Here is an 18,196-nt window from a genome sequence, read left to right on the forward strand (position 1 = left end):
GGCGTCGGCACGACCGTGCCGGGTGCCGGCGACGCACTGGCCGCGCTGCCCCCGGCCAACGACGACCTGGGCGCCACCACCGTGCGCCCGGTGGTGCCGGACTTCGTGCTGCGCTGCGTTGCCGGCAGCCTGTTTGGCCGCAACGTGCCGGTGCACGGCGTGGTCACGTTTGGCCGCGCGCCCGAATGCACCGTCACCGTCGAGGACGCCGGCCTGTCGCGCCTGCACGCACGTCTGCTGCCCGGCGACGGCCAACTTGTGCTGGAGGACATGGGTTCCAGCAACGGCAGCTTCGTCAACGGCCGCCGCGTGGTGCGCACCGAGGTGCGCGCAGGCGATGAGATCGGCCTCGACACCCTGCGCTTCCGCGTGGTGTCCAACGTGCGGGGCGAGGACCCCCGCCGCCCCATCGAGGACGCCCGCCGCCCCGGGTGGGTGGTGCCGGCACTGCTGGCGCTGGTGGTCGTGGCGGTCGGCATCGGCGCCTACGCCCTGGCCTAGGCGGGCCGCAACGACCCAGTGCGGCGGCGGGACGCAGCGTCACGGCGGCGTCATCGCCGCCGGCGACGGCCCCGGGTACGGTAGCGGCATTCCCTGCAGGACCCGTCCGGATGAAGACCAACGCCGCCATGCCCGCCGCCTTCCTCGGCCACGGCAGCCCGATGAACGCGTTGGAGCGCAACCGCTTCACCGACGCCTGGCGCAGCTTCGGCGCCTCGGTGCCACGGCCGCGCGCCATCCTGATGGTGTCCGCCCACTGGTACGTCAACGCCACCGCGGTCACCGCCATGGCCCGGCCGCGCACCATCCACGACTTCTTCGGCTTCCCGCAGCCGCTGTTCGACGTGCAGTACCCGGCGCCAGGGCTGCCCGAGCTGGCCGAGGAAGTCGCCGACATTGCCCGCCCCGACCATGTCGGCGCCGACCTGGACGGGTGGGGGCTGGACCACGGCACCTGGTCGGTGCTGGTGCACGCCTTCCCCGACGCCGACGTGCCGGTGGTGCAGCTGTCGATTAACGCGCTCAAGCCGCCGGCGTGGCATGTCGAACTGGGCGCGCGGCTGTCGCGCCTGCGCGAGCGTGGCGTGCTGCTGATGGCCAGCGGCAACGTGGTGCACAACCTGCGCGCGATCGACTGGACCCAGCCGCACGCCGGCTTCGACTGGACCCGGCGGTTCGACGAGCACGCCCGCCAGGTGCTGACCGAGCGTCCCGGGGATGCGGCTTCGCTGGTGGCCCACCGTGACTACGCAATGGCCGCGCCCACGCCCGAACACTTCCTGCCGGTGCTCTACATCGCCGGCGCCGCCGCCGTCGCCGGCACCCCGGCGCAGACACTGGTGGACGGCTACGCCTACGGCTCGCTGTCGATGACCAGCTACGGCGTCGGCTGTGACTGCCCGGAGAGCGAAGACACGCTGGGGGGCGCCGCGCCGTTGTCGACCGCCGTGCCGGCCGACGAAAGCAACATCTGACACCACTGGCGTGCCGCGGCCGCATCCGGATGACGGCCGCTCCATCATTCCCACACCCGGCCCGTCTTCATCGCCGCTTGCGCGCGATATGCCAACCTTTCCGGCTCGGCGAGAGGGGAGGCCTGCACCACCATGAACACGCGTAACCGCCACCACGTCCACATCGCTGGCGACGGCCCGGCCACGATCGTGTTCGCACACGGCTTCGGCTGCGACCAGAACATGTGGCGGCTGATGGCGCCCGCCTACGAGGACCGCTACCGGACCATCCGCTACGACCTGGTCGGCAGCGGCATGTCGGACCTGTCGGCCTACGACCGCGAGCGCCATGGCAGCCTGCAGGGGCATGCCGACGACCTGCTGGAGGTCATCCGCGACGGCGCGCAGGGCCCGGTGGTCTTCGTCGGCCATTCGGTCAGCGCGATGATCGGCCTGCTGGCCGGCATCAAGGCGCCCGAGCTGATCGACGCCCACGTGATGCTCGGGCCGTCGCCCTGCTACATCAACGACGGCGACTACATCGGCGGCTTCTCGCGCGCGGACATCGACTCGTTGCTGGAAACGATGGAGGGCAACTACCTCGGGTGGTCGAGCACGATGGCGCCGGCCATCATGGGCGCGCCGGGGCAGCCGGAGTTGGCGGAGGAGCTCACCAACAGCTTCTGTCGCACCGACCCCGACATCGCCGCGCACTTCGCCCGCGTGACGTTCCTGTCCGACAACCGTGCCGACCTTCCCAAGCTGCAGGCGCCGGTGCTGGTCCTGCAGTGCAGCGACGACATCATCGCGCCGCGGCCGGTGGGCGACTACCTGCAGCGGACGCTGCCCAACGCCACCTTGCGCATCATCGAGAACGTCGGGCATTGCCCGCACCTGAGCGCGCCGAGCGCGAGCATGGCGGCGATGGACGAGTTCCTGGAGGCCTTGCCGTTGCACGACCGTGTCCGCGCCTGACGACAGGGGCATCCCCGACACCAGCTTCCTCTACGAGCACGCGCCGTGCGGCCTGCTGGTGACCGATGGCGACGGCACCATCCGCCACGCCAACGCGACCTTCTGCCAATGGCTCGGGGTCGACCGCGCGCAGCTCGTCGGCCAACGGCGCTTCCAGGACCTGCTCACCGTCGGCGGGCGCATCTTCCACCAGACCCACTGGGCGCCGCTGCTGCAGATGCAGGGCTCCATCGCCGAAGTGAAGCTGGACCTGGCCCGGGAAGGCGCGCGGCCGTTGCCGATGATGATGAATGCCATCCGCCGCGAGCGCGATGGCGCGGTGGTGCACGAGCTGGCGGTGTCCATCGCCGAAGACCGGCACACCTACGAGCGCGAACTGATGACGGCGCGCAACCGGGCAGAGGGCTTGCTGGCCGAGCAGAAGCAGGCGCGGGATGCGCTGGCGGTGGCCGGCACCCGCCTGCGCCTGGCGCTGGAAGCCGGCGCGCTGCATGTCTGGGAGATGGACCCGGCGTCCGGCGAGCGCTACTTCGACCCGGGCGTGGCGTTGCTGCTGGGGCGTGACCGGCCCGGCCCGGTCGCCTTCGAGGACTACGTGGCGGCGGTGTATCCGGACGACCGCGATGCGGCCCTCGCGGCGTTGGGTCGCATGCTGCACGCGCCGGCCACCACCTACCGCCATGCCTACCGCATCAACGGCGACGACGGGGTCCAGCGCACGGTGCTGGCGACAGCGCGGGCCGTGCCGGGCCCCGACGGCATGCCCGGCCGCGTGTTTGGCCTGCTGCAGGACATCACCGAGCTGAGCGAGCAGCGCGCCGCGGCGGAGGACCGGGCACTGTTCGCCGAGCAGATGGTCGGCATCGTCAGCCATGACCTGCGCAATCCGCTGTCCACCATCCGGCTGGGCGGCCAGGTGCTGGAGATGGCCGGCCTGTCCGCCGTGCACCAGCCGGTGCTGGGCAACATCACCCGGGCGACCACCCGCGCGCTGCGCCTGGTCAACGACCTGCTGGACTTCACCCGCGCGCGGTTGGGGCAGGGCCTTGCGGTGAAAGTGGTGCCGTTCGACCTGCACGCCGCGGTCGCCACCCAACTGGCCGAGCTGGCCCAGGCCTACCCCGAAGCGGAGCTGGTGCACCGCCGGGAAGGCGAGCATCCCTGCGCGGCCGACCCTGACCGCCTGGCACAACTGGTCGGCAACCTGGTGTCCAACGCCGTGGCCTACGGCGCGCGCGGCGCGCCGGTCATCGTGGCGTCGGTGGCACGCGCCGACGGCTTCACGGTGTCGGTGCACAACACCGGCCCGGCGATCCCCGAGGCGCTGCGCGCGGTGCTGTTCCAGCCCATGGTGCGCGGCGCGGACGTCGGCGCCGGGTCGCGCAGCGTGGGCCTGGGCCTGTACATCGTCGCGGAGATCATGCGTGCGCACCGCGGCACCATCGACGTGGAGTCCACCGAGGCGCACGGCACCGTGTTCGCCGCGCACTTTCCGCGTGCGGCCGGCCAGGATGCTCCGTCGGGCGGGTGACCCGGCGGCGCGCGGATTGGACACTCTGGGCCGTGCGACGCGGTTCGTGGCGTGGAGGTGCGGCAGAATCCCCGGCTTTGCTGCACGCCAACCATCAGGGGGAACCGACATGAAACTTATCCTGGCCGCACTGCTTGCCGTCGCCGTCACCGGCTGCGTGGTGATCCCGTTGGGGCCGATGGGCAAGATCGGCAGCGACACCGTGCTGGTCTGCCACAAGGGCAAAAAGACCATGGAGTTGCCGCGCGAAGCGCTCAACGGGCACCTAAAGCACGGCGACCGGCGCGGACGCTGCTGACCGCGCGGTAGCGGTTGGGACGCTGAGACCGCCGCGCGCGGCACGGCCACGCCCGCCGGTGCCGTATTGATTGGTGCAGGTATTGCCCGCAGCGTCGAGCGTCACGCTTCCGGCGCCGGCCGCCACGTTGTAACCGCCACGCGTGTCGTTCGCCGCGCCGTGTGCCGCGCGCGCTGGACGGCGTGCGCCGCTGTGAGCCCCGCGCGTGCCGCCTGTGGTGCGACGTGTGTCGCACCACCCGCCGCGGGCGCAGGTGCAAGCGCGAGCCTCGGCGGTGGAATGGCGGCGTGTGCGGCTCTGCGTTCGGCGCATGCCACTCCAGCCGCGACGCGTGCCGCTGGAACCGCCAGGTGCGACGCTCAAAGCACCGACGATGGCACTTGGGGCGCCGCGGGCGGCTCTTGAAGTGGCAGTGATGGCGCTTTATTCGCCACTCGCCGCGCCGTAACCCGCACGGCCGGCGCCGACTTGCGGGCAGCAAAAAGGCCGCCCGAGGGCGGCCTTGCAGGGTGCGACGGGCATGGGCCTGCCGGTGGGGCGGCTCACGCCGGCTCGGGCACGTCCTCGGTGCTGCGCGTGCTGCGGGCAAAGCGCGTACCCAGCTCCTTGCGCAGGCCCTCCAGGCCCTGGTTGCGGCCGGACACCTTCAGCAGCGCGTAGCCGTCCAGCGCGCAACGCATCACGTCGCTGCCCAGCGCGACCTCGGTGTCGTTGGCACGCTCGGCCAGCCGCTGCAGGCGCAGCACCAGCGGGCGCAACCGATCCAGCGCCGCCAGGTCGGCCTGCGCCTCGGCCAGCTTCAGGCTCGGCGGCACCACCTGCGGGTTCTGCGCCAGCACCGACAGCGTCTGCCGGCAGAAGGCCTCGGACTTGTCGCCCATGCGCGCCAGCTTGCGGCGCTGCTCGGTGGACATCGCCACCAGCCCGGACAACTGCGTCTCAAGGTCGGTCAGCGCCTGCAGGGACGCCGCCAGCTGCGCGTCGTCGAGGGTGAAGTCAATGATGTTCTGGGACACGGCAAGATCCTTATGCGTTCCATGTGTCGCCCCGGGACCGGCACGCCGCGCGTGCCTGCAAATCCGTGGGGGCCGCTCCGGCGTGCGGCGGGCGCCGCTGCGGGGGAGCGGGGCGAGTGTCGGGGAGGGGGCGCATAGTGTCTGTAGGAAAGCGCCGCGGCGTGATGTGGTGATACGCCGTGCGTCGTCCCGTCAACGGAGATCAAGCCGCGGCGTAACACCTGATGAGATGGACCAACTGCACTATGGCTGCCGGTAACAAGGCCTCAGGCCTAAGATGTCGCAAGCCGCCGGCTCTCGGCGGTCCCACAGGGGGGGGTATGGATTTGATCTTCGATGACGACCATCACGACGTCACGATTAAATGGAGTAGGCCCGTCGAGTTGACAGCGAAGGGTGTGCCTGAGCATGAAAACGAGCTGCTGTACCTGATCACCGCTCATGGGGATGGCGCGGAAAAAATGGTGTACGTGGGGCAAGCCTATAGCCAACCCGTTGCGGTTCGCATAGCTCAACCAGATCACATTAAAAAGCAGCGTGAGTGGGCCCAGCGCTTCCCCGGCCACCGGTTCAAAGTGCGGCGCGGCCTGGTTTCCCTCAAGCAAGGGAAAATCTCTGTCAAGAAAATCAACTCGATCGAAGCGGTCCTCATCTACTGCTTCGACAGCGAGCACTGCATGAATGGTAAGGCCCGCTTCCGCGCGGCTATTTCTGGCCATTACGAAATATCCAACACTGGATTCAAGAGTGGTCTTCCCCGGCGGTTGGGGTACGGCTTCTACGAACATCGGTGACAGAGGGAGTGACATGCGGAGACGTGCCCCTGCAGGGCCGCGCACTGACTTACTGGGATGGGTGCATGCGCTGCTGAACCGATTCCGACCCCGTGGTCGTGACGAGCCGTCAATCTCGTGTCTTGGAGAGCCGCCTGACCTCGAGCGGGTTGGGACGGAGTCGTCGAAACGGCCGACAGACCGGAAAGATGTGAAAACCAAGCAATGACCAACGAAGAACTCAAGCGCACGCTCTGGGATGCCGCCGACAAGCTGCGCGGCTCGGTGGCGGCGGCCCAGTACAAGTACCCGGTGCTCGGGCTGGTGTTCCTGAAGTACGTATCGGACATGTACGACGCGCAGTCGCAGGTGATCCGCTCCCGGCTGTCCGACCCCAAGTCCGATTACTTCATCGACGACCTGGAGACCCGCGTCGAAAGCGAAACCGCCTTCACCGGCGACAAGACCTTCTACGACATCGACAACGTGTTCTGGATCCCGCTGGACGCGCACTTCAACGTGCTGCTGGCGCAGGCCACCGCGCCGGACCTTGCGCAGCGGCTGGACAAGGCGATGGGCCTGATCGAGGCCGACAACCCGCGCTTGAAGGGCGTGCTGTACCGCGAGTTCTCCCGCTTGGAGCTGGAGCCGGGCAAGCTTGGCGAGCTGATGGGCCTGCTGGCGCGGTTGAAGTTCGACCCCGGGCAGCACGCCAGCCGCGACGTGTTCGGCGAGGTGTACGAGTACTTCCTCGGCCAGTTCGCGATGAAGGAGGGCGCCCGCGCCGGCGAGTTCTACACGCCCAAGAGCGTGGTCAACCTGCTGGTGGAGATCCTCGCGCCGTTCAAGGGCACCATCTACGACCCGGCCTGCGGTTCGGGCGGCATGTTCGTACAGTCCGCTCGCTTCAAGGATGCGCACCAGAAGCAACTGAAGAAGCAGGGCGACCTCGCCATCCACGGCCAGGAGCTGATGGCCGCTACCCGCCGCCTGTGCCTGATGAACCTTGCCGTGCACGGGTTGGACGGCAACCTCGGCGACAGCTACGGCGACACCTTCGCCAACGACCAGCATAAGACCCTGCGCGCCGACTACGTGCTGGCCAACCCGCCGTTCAACATCTCCGACTGGGGTGGCGACAAACTGGCCGACGACCCGCGCTGGGTGCACGGTATCCCGCCCAAGGGCAACGCCAACTTCGCCTGGCTGCAGCACATGCTGGCGCGGCTGTCGGCACGCGGCCGCGCCGGCATCGTGCTGGCCAACGGCAGCATGTCTTCGCAGCAGAGCGGCGAGGGCGAGATCCGCCGCTCGATGGTGCAGTCCGATGTGGTGGAGTGCATGGTCGCGTTGCCCGGGCAGCTGTTCGCCAACACCCAGATCCCGGCGTGCCTGTGGTTCCTGTCCCGCGACAAGGGCGCTGGCATCAACGGCAGCATCGACCGCAGCGGGCAGGTGCTCTTCATCGATGCGCGCAAGGCTGCCACGGGGCGTATCAGCCGCACGCAGGTCGAGTTCACCGATGAGAACCTGCAGCGCATCGCGCAGGCCTACCACCGCTGGCGTGGCAGCGACTTCAGCGACGGCGATGCTTACGCCGATGAGCCGGGGTTCTGCTACACCGCATCACTGGCGGAAGTGGAGAAGCACGGCTTCGTGCTGACGCCGGGGCGCTATGTCGGTGCGCAGGTGGAAGAGGACGACGACGAGGCGTTTGGCGAGAAGATGGAGCGGCTGACTGCACAGCTGGCCGAGCAGATGGCGAAGGGGGCGGAGCTGGATGCGGTGATCCGGGAGAAGCTGGGGGCGCTGGGTTATGGAACTTGAAAGTTGTTTGTCCCCCCCGTCGGAGTGGCGCAAGGTCTCTATCGCCAGTGTGTGCAAAAGATTCACAAGTGGTGGTACCCCGAGTCGGAAGAAGCTGGAGTACTTTGAGGGCGGAGTCCTGCCATGGATCAAGACCAAAGAACTTGCGGACTGTGTCGTAGGTGATGCCGAGGAGTGGATAACCGAAGAAGCCATTGCCTACTCATCGGCCAAGAGGCTTCCTCGGAATACGTTGTTGATGGCGATGTACGGGGCAACGGTGGGCCAGCTTGGCGTGCTCGGCAGGGAAATGGCGTGCAACCAAGCATGTGCGGCGATGGTCGTTGATGACACGCTTTGTGATTTTAGGTTTCTGTACTACCAGCTGTTGGGGAATCGCAGGCAGATTGTGTCAATGGCCACAGGTGCTGCCCAGCAGAACTTGAGTGGCGCGCAGATCAAGACTTGGGTGCTGCCGCTTCCGAGCAGAGGGGAGCAGTCCCGTATCTGCCATGTTCTTTGGTCCATTGATGAGCGAATTGCGCTGCTACGCAGAACTAACGCCACACTCGAAGCTATCGCCCAAGCCCTGTTCAAGTCCTGGTTCGTGGACTTCGACCCCGTGCGCGCCAAGGCCGAAGGCCGCGAGCCGGAAGGCATGGACGCCGTCACCGCTGCCCTGTTTCCCAGCGAGTTTGAGGATTCCAAGCTCGGCCCGATTCCCAAGGGCTGGTCTGCGCGAGCTCTGGATTCAATCGCGAACTACCTCAATGGACTCGCGCTCCAAAAATATCCTCCTGAGAGCGACTCCGAGTTCCTTCCGGTTATCAAGATCGCGCAGTTGCGCGCCGGACATACGCGTGGCGCAGACCGAGCCAGCGCACGCCTAAAGCCAGGATATGTTGTCGAAGATGGGGACGTGCTCTTCTCATGGTCTGGCTCCCTGGAAGTAGAGACTTGGGGTGGCGGGCGTGGCGCCTTGAACCAGCACCTGTTCAAAGTGACTTCGACGGAGGTTCCCAAGTGGTTTTACTACTTGGCGACTCGCCACCACTTGCCCGCCTTTCGCGAAACTGCCGCTCACAAGGCAACCACCATGGGGCACATCCAACGTCGCCACCTCACTGAGGCTCTAGTCGCCGTTCCTCCCGGGCCACTGATGAAAGTTCTGTCGGAAACGGCGGCGCCCCTGTTGGACGCTTGCCTCAACAACGCGCTGAGGGCCAGCTCGCTGGAAGGTCTCCGCGACACCCTCCTCCCCCGCCTGATCTCCGGCAAGCTCCGCCTACCGGAAGCCGATGCGGAAGTCGAAGCGCTCTCATGACGCACGCCAGGGGGAACCACCGTTGAACGATCTTTCGCAGAAGACCCAGTGGGAGCTGGTCGCCGATGCCGTGGCCGCACTCGGCGGCAAGGCCAACCGGACTGAAGTCTGGGAATACCTGAAGCGCACGCTGCCCGACATTCCCTTCAGCACGGTATCGGCCGAACTCAACGCGGTCGCGGTGAATGCCCCGGCGCGCACCTCCTACCATGCCGGCAGCCAGCCGCGCCGCACCGATGCCGGCAACCGCTACGACCGGCTGTTCAAGGTCGGCACCGGCAACGGCGCCTACTACGAGGTCTACGACCCGGCGGTGCATGGTATCTGGGAGATCTATGCCGACCCCGCGGCCACCAGCACCCACAAGACCGCGGTACGTCGCGTCGGTGACGCTTCGGTGCCGTCGCTGACGGTCGCCGTCACCGAAGGCGCGGTCCGGCCGGGCAACACGTTCTTCCCGGTCAAGGCGCTGGACAGTGGCTTCTTCCCCGAAGCGATGATCCGGTCGAAGAATCCCGATGGCCCGGGCACACCGGCCCGGTTTACCACCGATGCGGGCACTGACTTCAAGTCGGACATCTACCGCGGCACCAATACCGGCTACCTGCACAACCGCGCGGCCGCATCGGCCTACTACGTTGCCAAGGGTGTGAAGGGTGGCGACAGCCTGCGATACGAGAAGCTCGCCGATGACGAGTACCGCATCGTCCACCTTCCGTCGGCGTCCCTGATCGCCGGCAATCCAGACGGCGCCACCGGCGCCAGTACCGGGAGCCGCCCCGTGACCACCAACAAGATCCTGTTCGGCCCGCCGGGCACCGGCAAGACCTACAACACCGTCAACGAGGCGCTGCGCATCCTCGACCCGGACTTTCTTGACGAGTTCGCCGACGAGCGCGAAACGCTGAAGCAGCGGTTCGACGAGCTGGCGCATGCCGGCCGGGTGCGCTTTGTCACCTTCCACCAGAGCTTCAGCTACGAGGATTTCGTCGAAGGCATCCGCGCGAGCACCGACGAGCAGACCAAGCGACTTCGGTACGAGGTCGAGGACGGTGTCTTCAAACAGCTGTGCGAAGCGGCTCGCAGCCGCAACGTGGCGCCCGCAGAGTCCGGCATCGATGTGGCGGGGCGGCGCATCTGGAAGCTGTCGCTGGGCGATGCCGGCAGCGAGGGCCACATCTTCGACGAGTGCATGCAGAAGGGCATCGCCCTGATGGGCTTCGGCTACGGCGCGGACCTCACCGGAGTGACCTCGCGCGACGACATCCTGCAGGCCGTACGCGCCACCGGTGAGGACGTCGGCCCGGGCGACTACGCGATCACGGCGCTGGATCAGTTCGTCCGGCGAATGAAGGACGGCGACCTGGTGGTGGTCACCCACGGCAACCTCAAGTTCCGCGCCATAGGGGTGGTCACCGGCGGCTACCGGCACCTTGCGCGCGACGATGGCGAGGAGCACTACGTGCAATCGCGCCCCGTGCGCTGGCTCCGCCAGTACGACCCGCCGCGTCCGTATGCGGACCTGATGGAGAACCGCTTCAGCCAGATGACCATCTACGAGCTGCGGCCCGGCTCGATCAACCTCGACCGGCTTGCGGCCCTGCTGGCGCCCTCGAACCAACCCCTGGCGGGAGATGGCATCGTCGAGCCGGACGAGCCGGAGCCGAGGGTACTGGTGATCGATGAGATCAACCGCGGCAACGTATCGCGCATCTTCGGCGAACTGATCACGCTGATCGAGCCGTCCAAGCGCGAGGGCGCACCCGAGGCGTTGTCGGTCACGCTGCCGTACTCCAAGGAGCGCTTCAGCGTGCCGGCCAACGTGCACCTGATCGGGACCATGAACACCGCCGACCGCTCGCTGGCCGGGCTGGACGTCGCACTGCGCCGCCGCTTCGAGTTCGTCGAGATGCTGCCGGAGTCCGCCGCGCTGGAGGGCGTGGTAGTGGAGGGCGTGCCGCTGGACGAGATGTTGGCCACCCTGAACCGCCGCATCGAGGTGTTGCTTGGCCGGGACTACATGCTCGGGCACGCCTACTTCATGCGGCTGAGGGACGAGCCGACCCTGCCGCTGCTGGCCGATGTGTTCCGCCGCCAGGTGCTTCCACTGCTGCAGGAGTACTTCTTCGAGGACTGGCAAAAAATTGCCTGGGTCTTCAACGACCACCGCAAGCCCGGGCCATTGCGGTTCCTGCAGCAGACGGACGGCAGCATGGCGGAGCTGTTTGGCAGCGACGTCGACGTGCCGGGCGAAGGGCGGCTGTGGATAGTCAATGACGCGGCATTCGAGCAGCCGGCGGCGTATCTGGGGATCATCAAGGCACCGCCGGGCACTGCGTGAATCTTGTCACCGTCCGCGAGCACGCAAGGCTGACCACCGGCCCGGTGCCGGCGGGAAGCCTGGACGTGGCCAGCATTCCGCCGTCGGTCTTCGACTGGCTCTGCCGCGAGGCGCAGCGGCACCGCAGTGGCGGCGCCGCGCTAGTGCAGGTGGAAGACCGGCGCTGGCTGCGGTTGGACAACTACGTGGGCGTGCTGGAGTCGCCCTGTGGTACGCGGATCGAGATCCTGCCCAAGCACGTGCGGGGCGAGGCCGGCGTAGCCGAAGCACGCAGGGTACTGGTGCACATGCTGCGGCACAGCCTGCGCCTGCCGGTGCGGGACTCGGGGCCGACGGCGCTGCAGACCTTCGATGGGCCGGTGAGCGAGTGGATCATCCAGCAGTTCCTCGCCGAGCTGGACGGGCTGGTGCGGCGCGGGCTGCGTTTCGACTACCGGCTGGTGGAGGAGGAGGTGCGGTTTCTGCGCGGCCGCTTGCGGGTGGGCCAGCAGGTGCGGCAGCCGGCGGGGCGGCAGCATCTGTTCCAGGTCGAGCACCAGGTATTCGATACCAACCGGCCGGAGAACAAGTTGATCGCCACCGCGCTGCGGAAGGTGGCGGGCCTGACCCGGGAGCCGGGCAACTGGCGGTTGGCGCATGAGCTTGAGCACCAGTTGGCCGCGATAGACAGCAGCGCCGACATACCGGGTGACTTGCGGCGTTGGAGCACGGACCGACTGATGGCCCGCTACGCAGCCATCCGGCCATGGTGCGAGTTGATCCTGGGCAACCGGAATCCGCTGTCGGCGCTGGGCGACTGGACCGGCCGCAGCCTGCTGTTCCCGATGGAACGGGTGTTCGAGCGCTACGTCGAGGTGTGTCTGCGTCGCGGGCTGCCGGCCGGAGCAACGCTCAAGACGCAGGCCGCCAGCAGGTACCTGGCGCGGCAGGACGGGCGCAGGCTCTTTCAGTTGCGGCCGGATTTCCTGATCGAGTACGACGGCCGGACCTATGTGGTGGACGCCAAGTGGAAGCTGCTGGACGAGGCCGACGCTGCCCGCAACTACGGGTTGAGCCAGAGCGACTTCTACCAGCTCTTTGCCTACGGTCGGCGCTATCTGGGTGGGGCAGGGCAACTGGTGTTGGTGTTTCCCCGGTGCGATACGTTTGGCAAGGCGTTGGCGCGCTTTGATCTTGAAGACGGGCTTTGGCTGGACGCGGTGCCGATGGATCTGCAGAGCGGGTGTCTTCCGGGCGGGGTGTTTCCGTTCAACCCGGAAGGCGCCGTCGCTCCGGGCGGGCATTAACAGGGCAGTACGGGGGAGCCATGCTGGAAAACCATCTCGAAGACGCTTGCATTGCCTGGTTGCAGGGCCTGGGCTGGACCTGCATGAGCGGGGAAGCACTGGCGCCGGGAGCAGGCGAGCATGCCCGCGAACGCTGGTCGGACGTGGTGCTGGCACCGCGGCTGCTGGCGGCGGTGAACCGCCTGAATCCGGGCATCCAGCCGGCCGAAGCCGATGCGGTGGTCACGCACTTGGCCGCCTATGGTGCGCAATCCCTGGTGGACGGAAACCGTGAGGTCTACGACTGGCTGCGCAACGGCGTGCCGGTGGAGCGCTTGGAGGACGACGGGCGACGGACCGTCATGCGGGTCCGGGTGATCGGTGGCGAAATCGGCGACAACGACCTGCTCGCGGTGCAGCAGTTCACTGTGCAGGGTGCAAAGTTACGGCGGCCGGACATCGTGCTCTTCGTCAACGGCTTGCCACTCGTGGTCGTCGAGTTGAAGAACCCGGCCGACCTCAACGCTGACTTCGAATCCGCCTGGCACCAGATCCAGACCTACAAGGCGGATGTCCCGCAGTTGTTCTGGTTCAACCTGCTGAATGTGATCTCCGACGGTGCGGTTGCGCGCTACGGGTCCCTCAGCGCGGCGCTGTCCCGCTACTCGCGGTGGCGGCTGCTGGAAGGCAAGAAAGTGGACAAGGCGCAACTCGAGCTGGAGGTGCTGATCCGCGGTTTGCTGGAGCCGCGCACCCTGCTGGAGTTCTTCCGCGGGTTTGTCGCGTATGGCGGTGCGGACGGTGGCGCCAGCTTCAAGATCATTGCTCAGTGGCACCAGTTCCACGGCGTGCAACGTGCCGTGCAGCGTGCGTTGGATGCGCTGCTGCACCGCAAGGACGGCAAGGGTGGCGTGATCTGGTTCACCCAGGGCTCGGGCAAGTCATTGCTGGCGCTGTTCTATGTCATGGCGCTGCGTGACCGGCCGGAGTTCGGCAATCCGACCGTCGTGCTGGTCACCGACCGCAACGATCTGGACGGTCAGCTCTACGAGACCTTTGCCGACAGCGCGTGGTCCCTGCGCGCCACGCCGCAGCAGGCCGACAGCCGCGAGGATCTGCGCGACAGGTTGGGGCAGGCGCAGGCCGGCGGCATCTACTTCACCACCATCAACAAGTTCGCGCCGCGGCAGGGCGAGGCCTGCGTGCCGGTGCTGTCGGCCCGGTCCAACGTCATCGTGATCGCCGACGAAGCACACCGGACCCAGTACGGCTTCACCGCCGAGATGGACACGGCCACCGGCCAGACCAAGTACGGCTTGGCCAAGTACATGCGTGATGCGTTGCCCAATGCGATCTATCTGGGAATGACCGGCACGCCTGTCAGCCTGGACGACCGCGATACCGAGGCGGTGTTCGGCACCTATGTCGATGTGTACGACATGATCGCCGCGCAGGAGGACGAGGCGGTCGTCCCGGTCAGCTACGAGTCGCGCATCATCGAGCTGCGCTTCAACGAGGCCGAGAAGCAGGCGCTGCTGGATGAGTTTCTTGAAGTCACGGACGACGAGGACAGCGACGAGCAGGGCAAGACCGCGAGCCGGCATACCCGACTGGAAGCGCTGGCCATGGCAGAGGGTCGATTGTCGACCCTGGCTGCGGACCTCGTCTCGCATTGGGAAGCGCGTACCGAGGCGCTGGCCGGCAAGGCGATGGTCGTGGCCATCTCCCGCGAGGCGGCGGTGCGGCTATACGCCGAGATCGTGAAGCTGCGTCCGGACTGGCACGACGCGGATGTCAATGCAGGGCGGATCAAGATCGTGATGACAGGCAGCTCGTCCGACCCATCGCACTTCCAGCCGCACCGGACCGACAAGACCCAGCGCAAGCTGCTGGAGAAGCGCTTCAAGGACGCGGACGATCCGCTGGAAATCGTGATCGTCAGAGACATGTGGCTGACCGGATTCGATGCGCCACCCGTGCACACCCTGTACGTCGACAAGCCGATGCAGGGACACGGCCTGATGCAGGCCATCGCCCGTACCAACCGGGTCTGGCGGGGCAAGCCGGGCGGTTTGGTGGTTGATTACATCGGCATTGGCGAGGAGCTCAAGCAGGCAATCAAGCAGTACACCAAGGACGCCGGCGTTGATCGGGAACCGGTTGATACCTCGGGTCAGGCGTTGGTGATCCTGCTGGACACCATCGACGTGATCCGCAAGGAGTTCTTCAACGGATTTGACTACTCGGGGTTCCCCGATCCCAAGCACGCCGTCGCTCTGCTCGGCCCCGCCATGGAGCACGTATTGCAGGTGGATCCCGAGCCGGACGAGAAGGGGCGCAACCGGGGAGTCCGCCGGTTTCTTGACCAGGTGCTCAAGTTGACCCGCGCCCAGGCGCTGGCCGGTACACGGCCACAAGCGATGGCGTTGCGGGAAGAGATCGCGTTCTTCCAGGCGGTGCGTGTGTGCCTGATCAAGTTGACACGTGCAGGGCAGACGCGAACGCGGCTGGAAAAGGAAGCCGCGTTGCGCCAGCTGGTCGCGAAGGGCGTGCTGGTCGAAGGCGTGAACGACATCTTCGGCTCACTCGGACTGGGTAAGCCGGATATCTCCCTGCTGGACGAACGCTTCCTCGCCCAGGTGCGTGAGATGCCGACCAAGAACCTCGCGGCCGAACTGCTGGAGCGGCTGATTGCCGATCAGGTCAAAGCGCGTGGTGCTCGAAACGCAATGCAGGGGAAGGAGTTCACTGAGCGTCTTGAGGAGTCCATTGCCCGGTACCAGAACCGCGCAATCACCACGGTCGAGGTTATCGAGGAGCTCATCAAACTCGCCAAGGAGATCAATGCAGCGCGTCCACCCCATCGCATGAGCGAGGAGGAGTTCGCCTTTTATCAGGCGCTCGTGGAGAACGAATCGGCCGTGCGCGAGATGGGGGACGCGACATTGCGCGCGCTGGCGCAGGAACTGACCGACAAGTTGCGTCGGTCGGCAACGATCAATTGGCAGAACCGGGTGTCGTCCCGCGCGAAGATGGTGGCCATGGTGAAGGTGTTGCTGGCCAAGTACCGCTACCCGCCGGATCGGCAGCCCGCCGCCATGGAAAAAGTGATCAGTCAGGCAGAGCTCCTGGCGGATACGTGGGCGCTTGATCAAGCGGCCTGACAGCAGAAACCTGGCGGCCTAGCGAAATGCCGCCTTCACCACGCCGCGCCTAGGCTGGATCTCCCGACTCGAGGACACCTCAATGGGCGACCAGCACGAACGAGACCCCAGCATCCCCGCCACGCCGGAACGCACCGGCAACCGTCAGGACCCGGTCCCCGGCGCACCGCCGGCCGAGCCCGCACAGAAGGCGGGCATGGACCGCGAGGTCGGCGATCTGGAAGACCCGAACGCGGTAGAGGATGACGGCGCGCTGCCGGGCCGGATGGGCGGTGGGCTGGCAGGCGGCTGATCGACCCGGCTGCTGACACCGACCCTCAGAGCACCACGAGATCCGCCGCGTCCTGCAGCTCGATCACCGTCCGCTCGAAGGCCTTGCTGTCCTCGCCCGCGGTAAACGACGCGACGTGGAAGCGCTGGGCGGTTCCGGTCACGCGGATGCGCTTGCCCTGCAGGGTCTTCGTGTAGTCGGCGCCCAGGCGTGCGGCCAACGTCTGGTGGGCGGCTTCCGATAAATGCACGCTCAGTGCCTTGCCGTTTTCATGGTTGGCCTCCGAGTGCAGCCGCGGCGCGGTCGCGTAGATCTCGACCGAGGCGACGGGTATTTCGAACGTGGCGGTCACGCCCTTGGGTCCCGCCGCCTGCGCCTGCGGCACCGCCTGCTCTGGGGTCAAGGCCGGGCCGGCGTCGGGCGCCGGGCGCGTGCAGGCCGCGGTGATCGCCTCGATCTGGCAGTACGGGTTGCGGTCGCGCTCGCCGGGGGCGCTGCTCGCGCAAAGGCGCTGCGCTTCGTTTCGCACGTCCGGCGGGTTCATCTGCAGGTACTGCTCGCAGTCGACGCGGGCGGGGTCGATCGGTGCGCCGGGCTGGTAGCCGTCGGGTATCGACAGCGCACCGTCCGCTTCGATGGTCGGCTGGGGCTGCGGTGGGGCCTCGGCGGCGGCGCAGCTTGCAAGCAGCAGGGTGGGCAACGCCAGGGCAAGCAGGTGGCGGGTCATGTCGTTCGTCCGGCAGGAGGGCACCCGGTCCCCGGGGTGGGCGCGGCTCCCCGCCGCGCGCGCCGAGTATGCGGGAGTCGTTAGCAGTCCGTCCCTGCGGTGGGGTCACTGGGCGCTGCGGACCTCCCGCGCGCCCAAGCCGTCCCGCCCATGCGGTGCATCCAGGTCGAACGCCGGCCCGATCGACACGATCCCGTGCGGGTTGATGGTCGGGTGGCTGCGGAAGTAGTGGTGGCGGATGTGGTCCATGTGCACCGTGTCGGCCACGCCGGGCATCTGGTAAATGTCGCGCAACAGGCCGGTGAGGTTGGGGTAGTCGGCGATGCGCTTGCGGTCGCACTTGAAGTGGGTGGTGTACACCGCATCGAACCGGAGCAGGGTGGTCCACAGGCGCAGGTCGGCCTCGGTGAGGGTGTTGCCGATCAGGTAGCGGTGTTCGCCCAGCCGCCGCTCAAGGGATTCAAGGGTGTCGAACAGGGCGGTGACGGCGTCGTCGTAGGCGTCCTGGGTGGTGGCGAAGCCGGCCTTGTACACGCCGTTGTTGACCTTGTCGTAGACGGTGGCGTTGATGGCGTCGATCCCGTCGCGCAGGTCGTCGGGGCAGTAGTCGCCTGGCCGTGCGCCCACGCCGTCGAAGGCACGATTGAACATGCGGATGATGTCGGCGGACTCGTTGCTGACGATGGTTTCGCGCTGGGTGTCCCACAAGGTGGGCACGGTGACGCGGCCGCTGTAGTGCGGGTCGGCCTTGAGGTAGAGCTTGTACAGCCTGTCGAGCCCGTAGAGGCGGTCGCCGGTGGCGCCGTCGAAGTCGCTGCGCAGCTCCCAGCCGTGCTCCAGCATCAGCGGGTGCACCACGGACACGCCGATGTGCTCCTCCAGCCCCTTCCAGGCGCGCATCACCAGGGTGCGGTGCGCCCAAGGGCAGGCGTAGGACACGTACAGGTGGTAGCGGCCGGGTTCGGCCTTGAAGCCGTCGCGGCCGTCGGGGCCCGCGCTGCCGTCGGCGGTCACCCAGTTGCGGAACTGCGCGGCGGAGCGCTCGAACCGCCCGCCGGTGCTGTCGGTGTCGTACCACTTGTCCTGCCAGTTGCCGTCTACCAGTAAGCCCATGCGCGGTGCCTGCTTGTATTGCCGGGATCCGGCCACGTTAGCCGTCCGGGCGTGGCTGAACGCTTCACGCCCTCGTCGCCTTGCCTGCACGGTGCCTGCGCTCGCCGCTGGCTAGCGTGTGCTGATCCCCTGCAAGCC

Annotated in this window: 15 protein-coding genes; 12 read left to right on the top strand and 3 right to left on the bottom strand. The window is 67.2% G+C overall.

Annotated features, from left to right (window positions below):
- The 5 genes from ACKVMH_RS07160 to ACKVMH_RS07180 form a co-directional block, all read left to right on the top strand.
- The coding region (locus ACKVMH_RS07160; RefSeq protein WP_412699767.1) for an FHA domain-containing protein at positions 1 to 501 on the top strand (501 nt) is incomplete at its 5' end.
- A 110-nt stretch (positions 502 to 611) separates the two neighbouring features.
- On the top strand, positions 612 to 1,475 hold the full coding sequence (gene ygiD / locus ACKVMH_RS07165; RefSeq protein ID WP_412699768.1) for a 4,5-DOPA-extradiol-dioxygenase: 864 nt from the start codon (positions 612 to 614) through the stop codon (positions 1,473 to 1,475).
- A 132-nt stretch (positions 1,476 to 1,607) separates the two neighbouring features.
- Complete coding sequence (locus ACKVMH_RS07170) at positions 1,608 to 2,429, top strand: alpha/beta fold hydrolase (RefSeq protein ID WP_412699769.1); 822 nt, start codon at positions 1,608 to 1,610, stop codon at positions 2,427 to 2,429.
- Positions 2,416 to 3,960 carry a sensor histidine kinase gene (locus ACKVMH_RS07175; RefSeq protein WP_412699770.1) on the top strand — a complete coding sequence of 515 codons (1,545 nt, stop codon included), beginning with the start codon at positions 2,416 to 2,418 and terminating at the stop codon, positions 3,958 to 3,960. The genes ACKVMH_RS07170 and ACKVMH_RS07175 overlap by 14 nt, the downstream gene beginning before the upstream one ends.
- A 109-nt stretch (positions 3,961 to 4,069) precedes the next feature.
- Positions 4,070 to 4,258: a hypothetical protein gene (locus tag ACKVMH_RS07180; RefSeq protein ID WP_412699771.1), complete on the top strand. Its 189-nt coding sequence runs from the start codon at positions 4,070 to 4,072 to the stop codon at positions 4,256 to 4,258.
- A 542-nt stretch (positions 4,259 to 4,800) separates the two neighbouring features.
- Here the strand turns inward: ACKVMH_RS07180 and ACKVMH_RS07185 are convergent.
- A complete protein-coding gene (locus ACKVMH_RS07185; RefSeq protein ID WP_412699772.1) occupies positions 4,801 to 5,274 on the bottom strand; it encodes a hypothetical protein in 474 nt (157 codons plus the stop codon).
- Positions 5,275 to 5,594: 320 nt separating this feature from the next.
- Here ACKVMH_RS07185 and ACKVMH_RS07190 point away from each other — a divergent pair, with 320 nt between their 5' ends.
- The 7 genes from ACKVMH_RS07190 (at position 5,595) to ACKVMH_RS07220 (ending at position 16,239) form a co-directional block, all read left to right on the top strand.
- On the top strand, positions 5,595 to 6,068 hold the full coding sequence (locus tag ACKVMH_RS07190) for a hypothetical protein (protein WP_412699773.1): 474 nt from the start codon (positions 5,595 to 5,597) through the stop codon (positions 6,066 to 6,068).
- Positions 6,069 to 6,272: 204 nt separating this feature from the next.
- Positions 6,273 to 7,874, top strand: a complete 1,602-nt coding sequence (locus tag ACKVMH_RS07195) for a type I restriction-modification system subunit M (protein ID WP_412699774.1) — start codon at positions 6,273 to 6,275, stop codon at positions 7,872 to 7,874.
- Positions 7,864 to 9,177 (top strand): restriction endonuclease subunit S, encoded by a 1,314-nt coding sequence (locus ACKVMH_RS07200; RefSeq protein ID WP_412699775.1) that lies wholly within the window; start codon positions 7,864 to 7,866, stop codon positions 9,175 to 9,177. The genes ACKVMH_RS07195 and ACKVMH_RS07200 overlap by 11 nt, the downstream gene beginning before the upstream one ends.
- A 22-nt stretch (positions 9,178 to 9,199) precedes the next feature.
- A complete protein-coding gene (locus tag ACKVMH_RS07205) occupies positions 9,200 to 11,518 on the top strand; it encodes an AAA family ATPase (RefSeq protein WP_412699776.1) in 2,319 nt (772 codons plus the stop codon).
- Complete coding sequence (locus tag ACKVMH_RS07210) at positions 11,515 to 12,804, top strand: McrC family protein (protein ID WP_412699777.1); 1,290 nt, start codon at positions 11,515 to 11,517, stop codon at positions 12,802 to 12,804. Before ACKVMH_RS07205 ends, ACKVMH_RS07210 begins: the two co-directional genes overlap by 4 nt.
- A gap of 20 nt (positions 12,805 to 12,824) precedes the next feature.
- Complete coding sequence (locus ACKVMH_RS07215; protein ID WP_412699778.1) at positions 12,825 to 15,947, top strand: type I restriction endonuclease subunit R; 3,123 nt, start codon at positions 12,825 to 12,827, stop codon at positions 15,945 to 15,947.
- Between the two features lie 82 nt (positions 15,948 to 16,029).
- The gene (locus ACKVMH_RS07220) at positions 16,030 to 16,239 is read left to right on the top strand and encodes a hypothetical protein (RefSeq protein ID WP_215218445.1); all 210 of its coding nucleotides are present in this window, start codon (positions 16,030 to 16,032) and stop codon (positions 16,237 to 16,239) included.
- A gap of 25 nt (positions 16,240 to 16,264) precedes the next feature.
- On the opposite strand, the gene ACKVMH_RS07225 is transcribed toward ACKVMH_RS07220, so the two are convergent.
- Positions 16,265 to 16,945 carry a hypothetical protein gene (locus ACKVMH_RS07225; protein WP_412699779.1) on the bottom strand — a complete coding sequence of 227 codons (681 nt, stop codon included), beginning with the start codon at positions 16,943 to 16,945 and terminating at the stop codon, positions 16,265 to 16,267.
- Positions 16,946 to 17,050: 105 nt separating this feature from the next.
- Positions 17,051 to 18,058 (bottom strand): glutathione S-transferase family protein, encoded by a 1,008-nt coding sequence (locus tag ACKVMH_RS07230; protein ID WP_412699780.1) that lies wholly within the window; start codon positions 18,056 to 18,058, stop codon positions 17,051 to 17,053.
- Positions 18,059 to 18,196 lie beyond the last annotated feature (138 nt).

Origin of the sequence: Lysobacter zhanggongensis, from assembly GCF_046638635.1 — a bacterium.
GTDB classification, from domain to species: Bacteria; Pseudomonadota; Gammaproteobacteria; order Xanthomonadales; family Xanthomonadaceae; genus Novilysobacter; species Novilysobacter luteus.

What these genes read in the sequence shown, in the direction of transcription:
- ygiD (WP_412699768.1), top strand. Translation starts at nt 612, where the DNA reads ATGAAGACCAACGCCGCCATGCCCGCCGCCTTCCTCGGCCACGGCAGC.
- ACKVMH_RS07170 (WP_412699769.1), top strand. Translation starts at nt 1,608, where the DNA reads ATGAACACGCGTAACCGCCACCACGTCCACATCGCTGGCGACGGCCCG.
- ACKVMH_RS07180 (WP_412699771.1), top strand. Translation starts at nt 4,070, where the DNA reads ATGAAACTTATCCTGGCCGCACTGCTTGCCGTCGCCGTCACCGGCTGC.
- ACKVMH_RS07190 (WP_412699773.1), top strand. Translation starts at nt 5,595, where the DNA reads ATGGATTTGATCTTCGATGACGACCATCACGACGTCACGATTAAATGG.
- ACKVMH_RS07195 (WP_412699774.1), top strand. Translation starts at nt 6,273, where the DNA reads ATGACCAACGAAGAACTCAAGCGCACGCTCTGGGATGCCGCCGACAAG.
- ACKVMH_RS07200 (WP_412699775.1), top strand. Translation starts at nt 7,864, where the DNA reads ATGGAACTTGAAAGTTGTTTGTCCCCCCCGTCGGAGTGGCGCAAGGTC.
- ACKVMH_RS07215 (WP_412699778.1), top strand. Translation starts at nt 12,825, where the DNA reads ATGCTGGAAAACCATCTCGAAGACGCTTGCATTGCCTGGTTGCAGGGC.
- ACKVMH_RS07220 (WP_215218445.1), top strand. Translation starts at nt 16,030, where the DNA reads ATGGGCGACCAGCACGAACGAGACCCCAGCATCCCCGCCACGCCGGAA.
- ACKVMH_RS07225 (WP_412699779.1), bottom strand. Translation starts at nt 16,945, where the DNA reads ATGACCCGCCACCTGCTTGCCCTGGCGTTGCCCACCCTGCTGCTTGCA.
- ACKVMH_RS07230 (WP_412699780.1), bottom strand. Translation starts at nt 18,058, where the DNA reads ATGGGCTTACTGGTAGACGGCAACTGGCAGGACAAGTGGTACGACACC.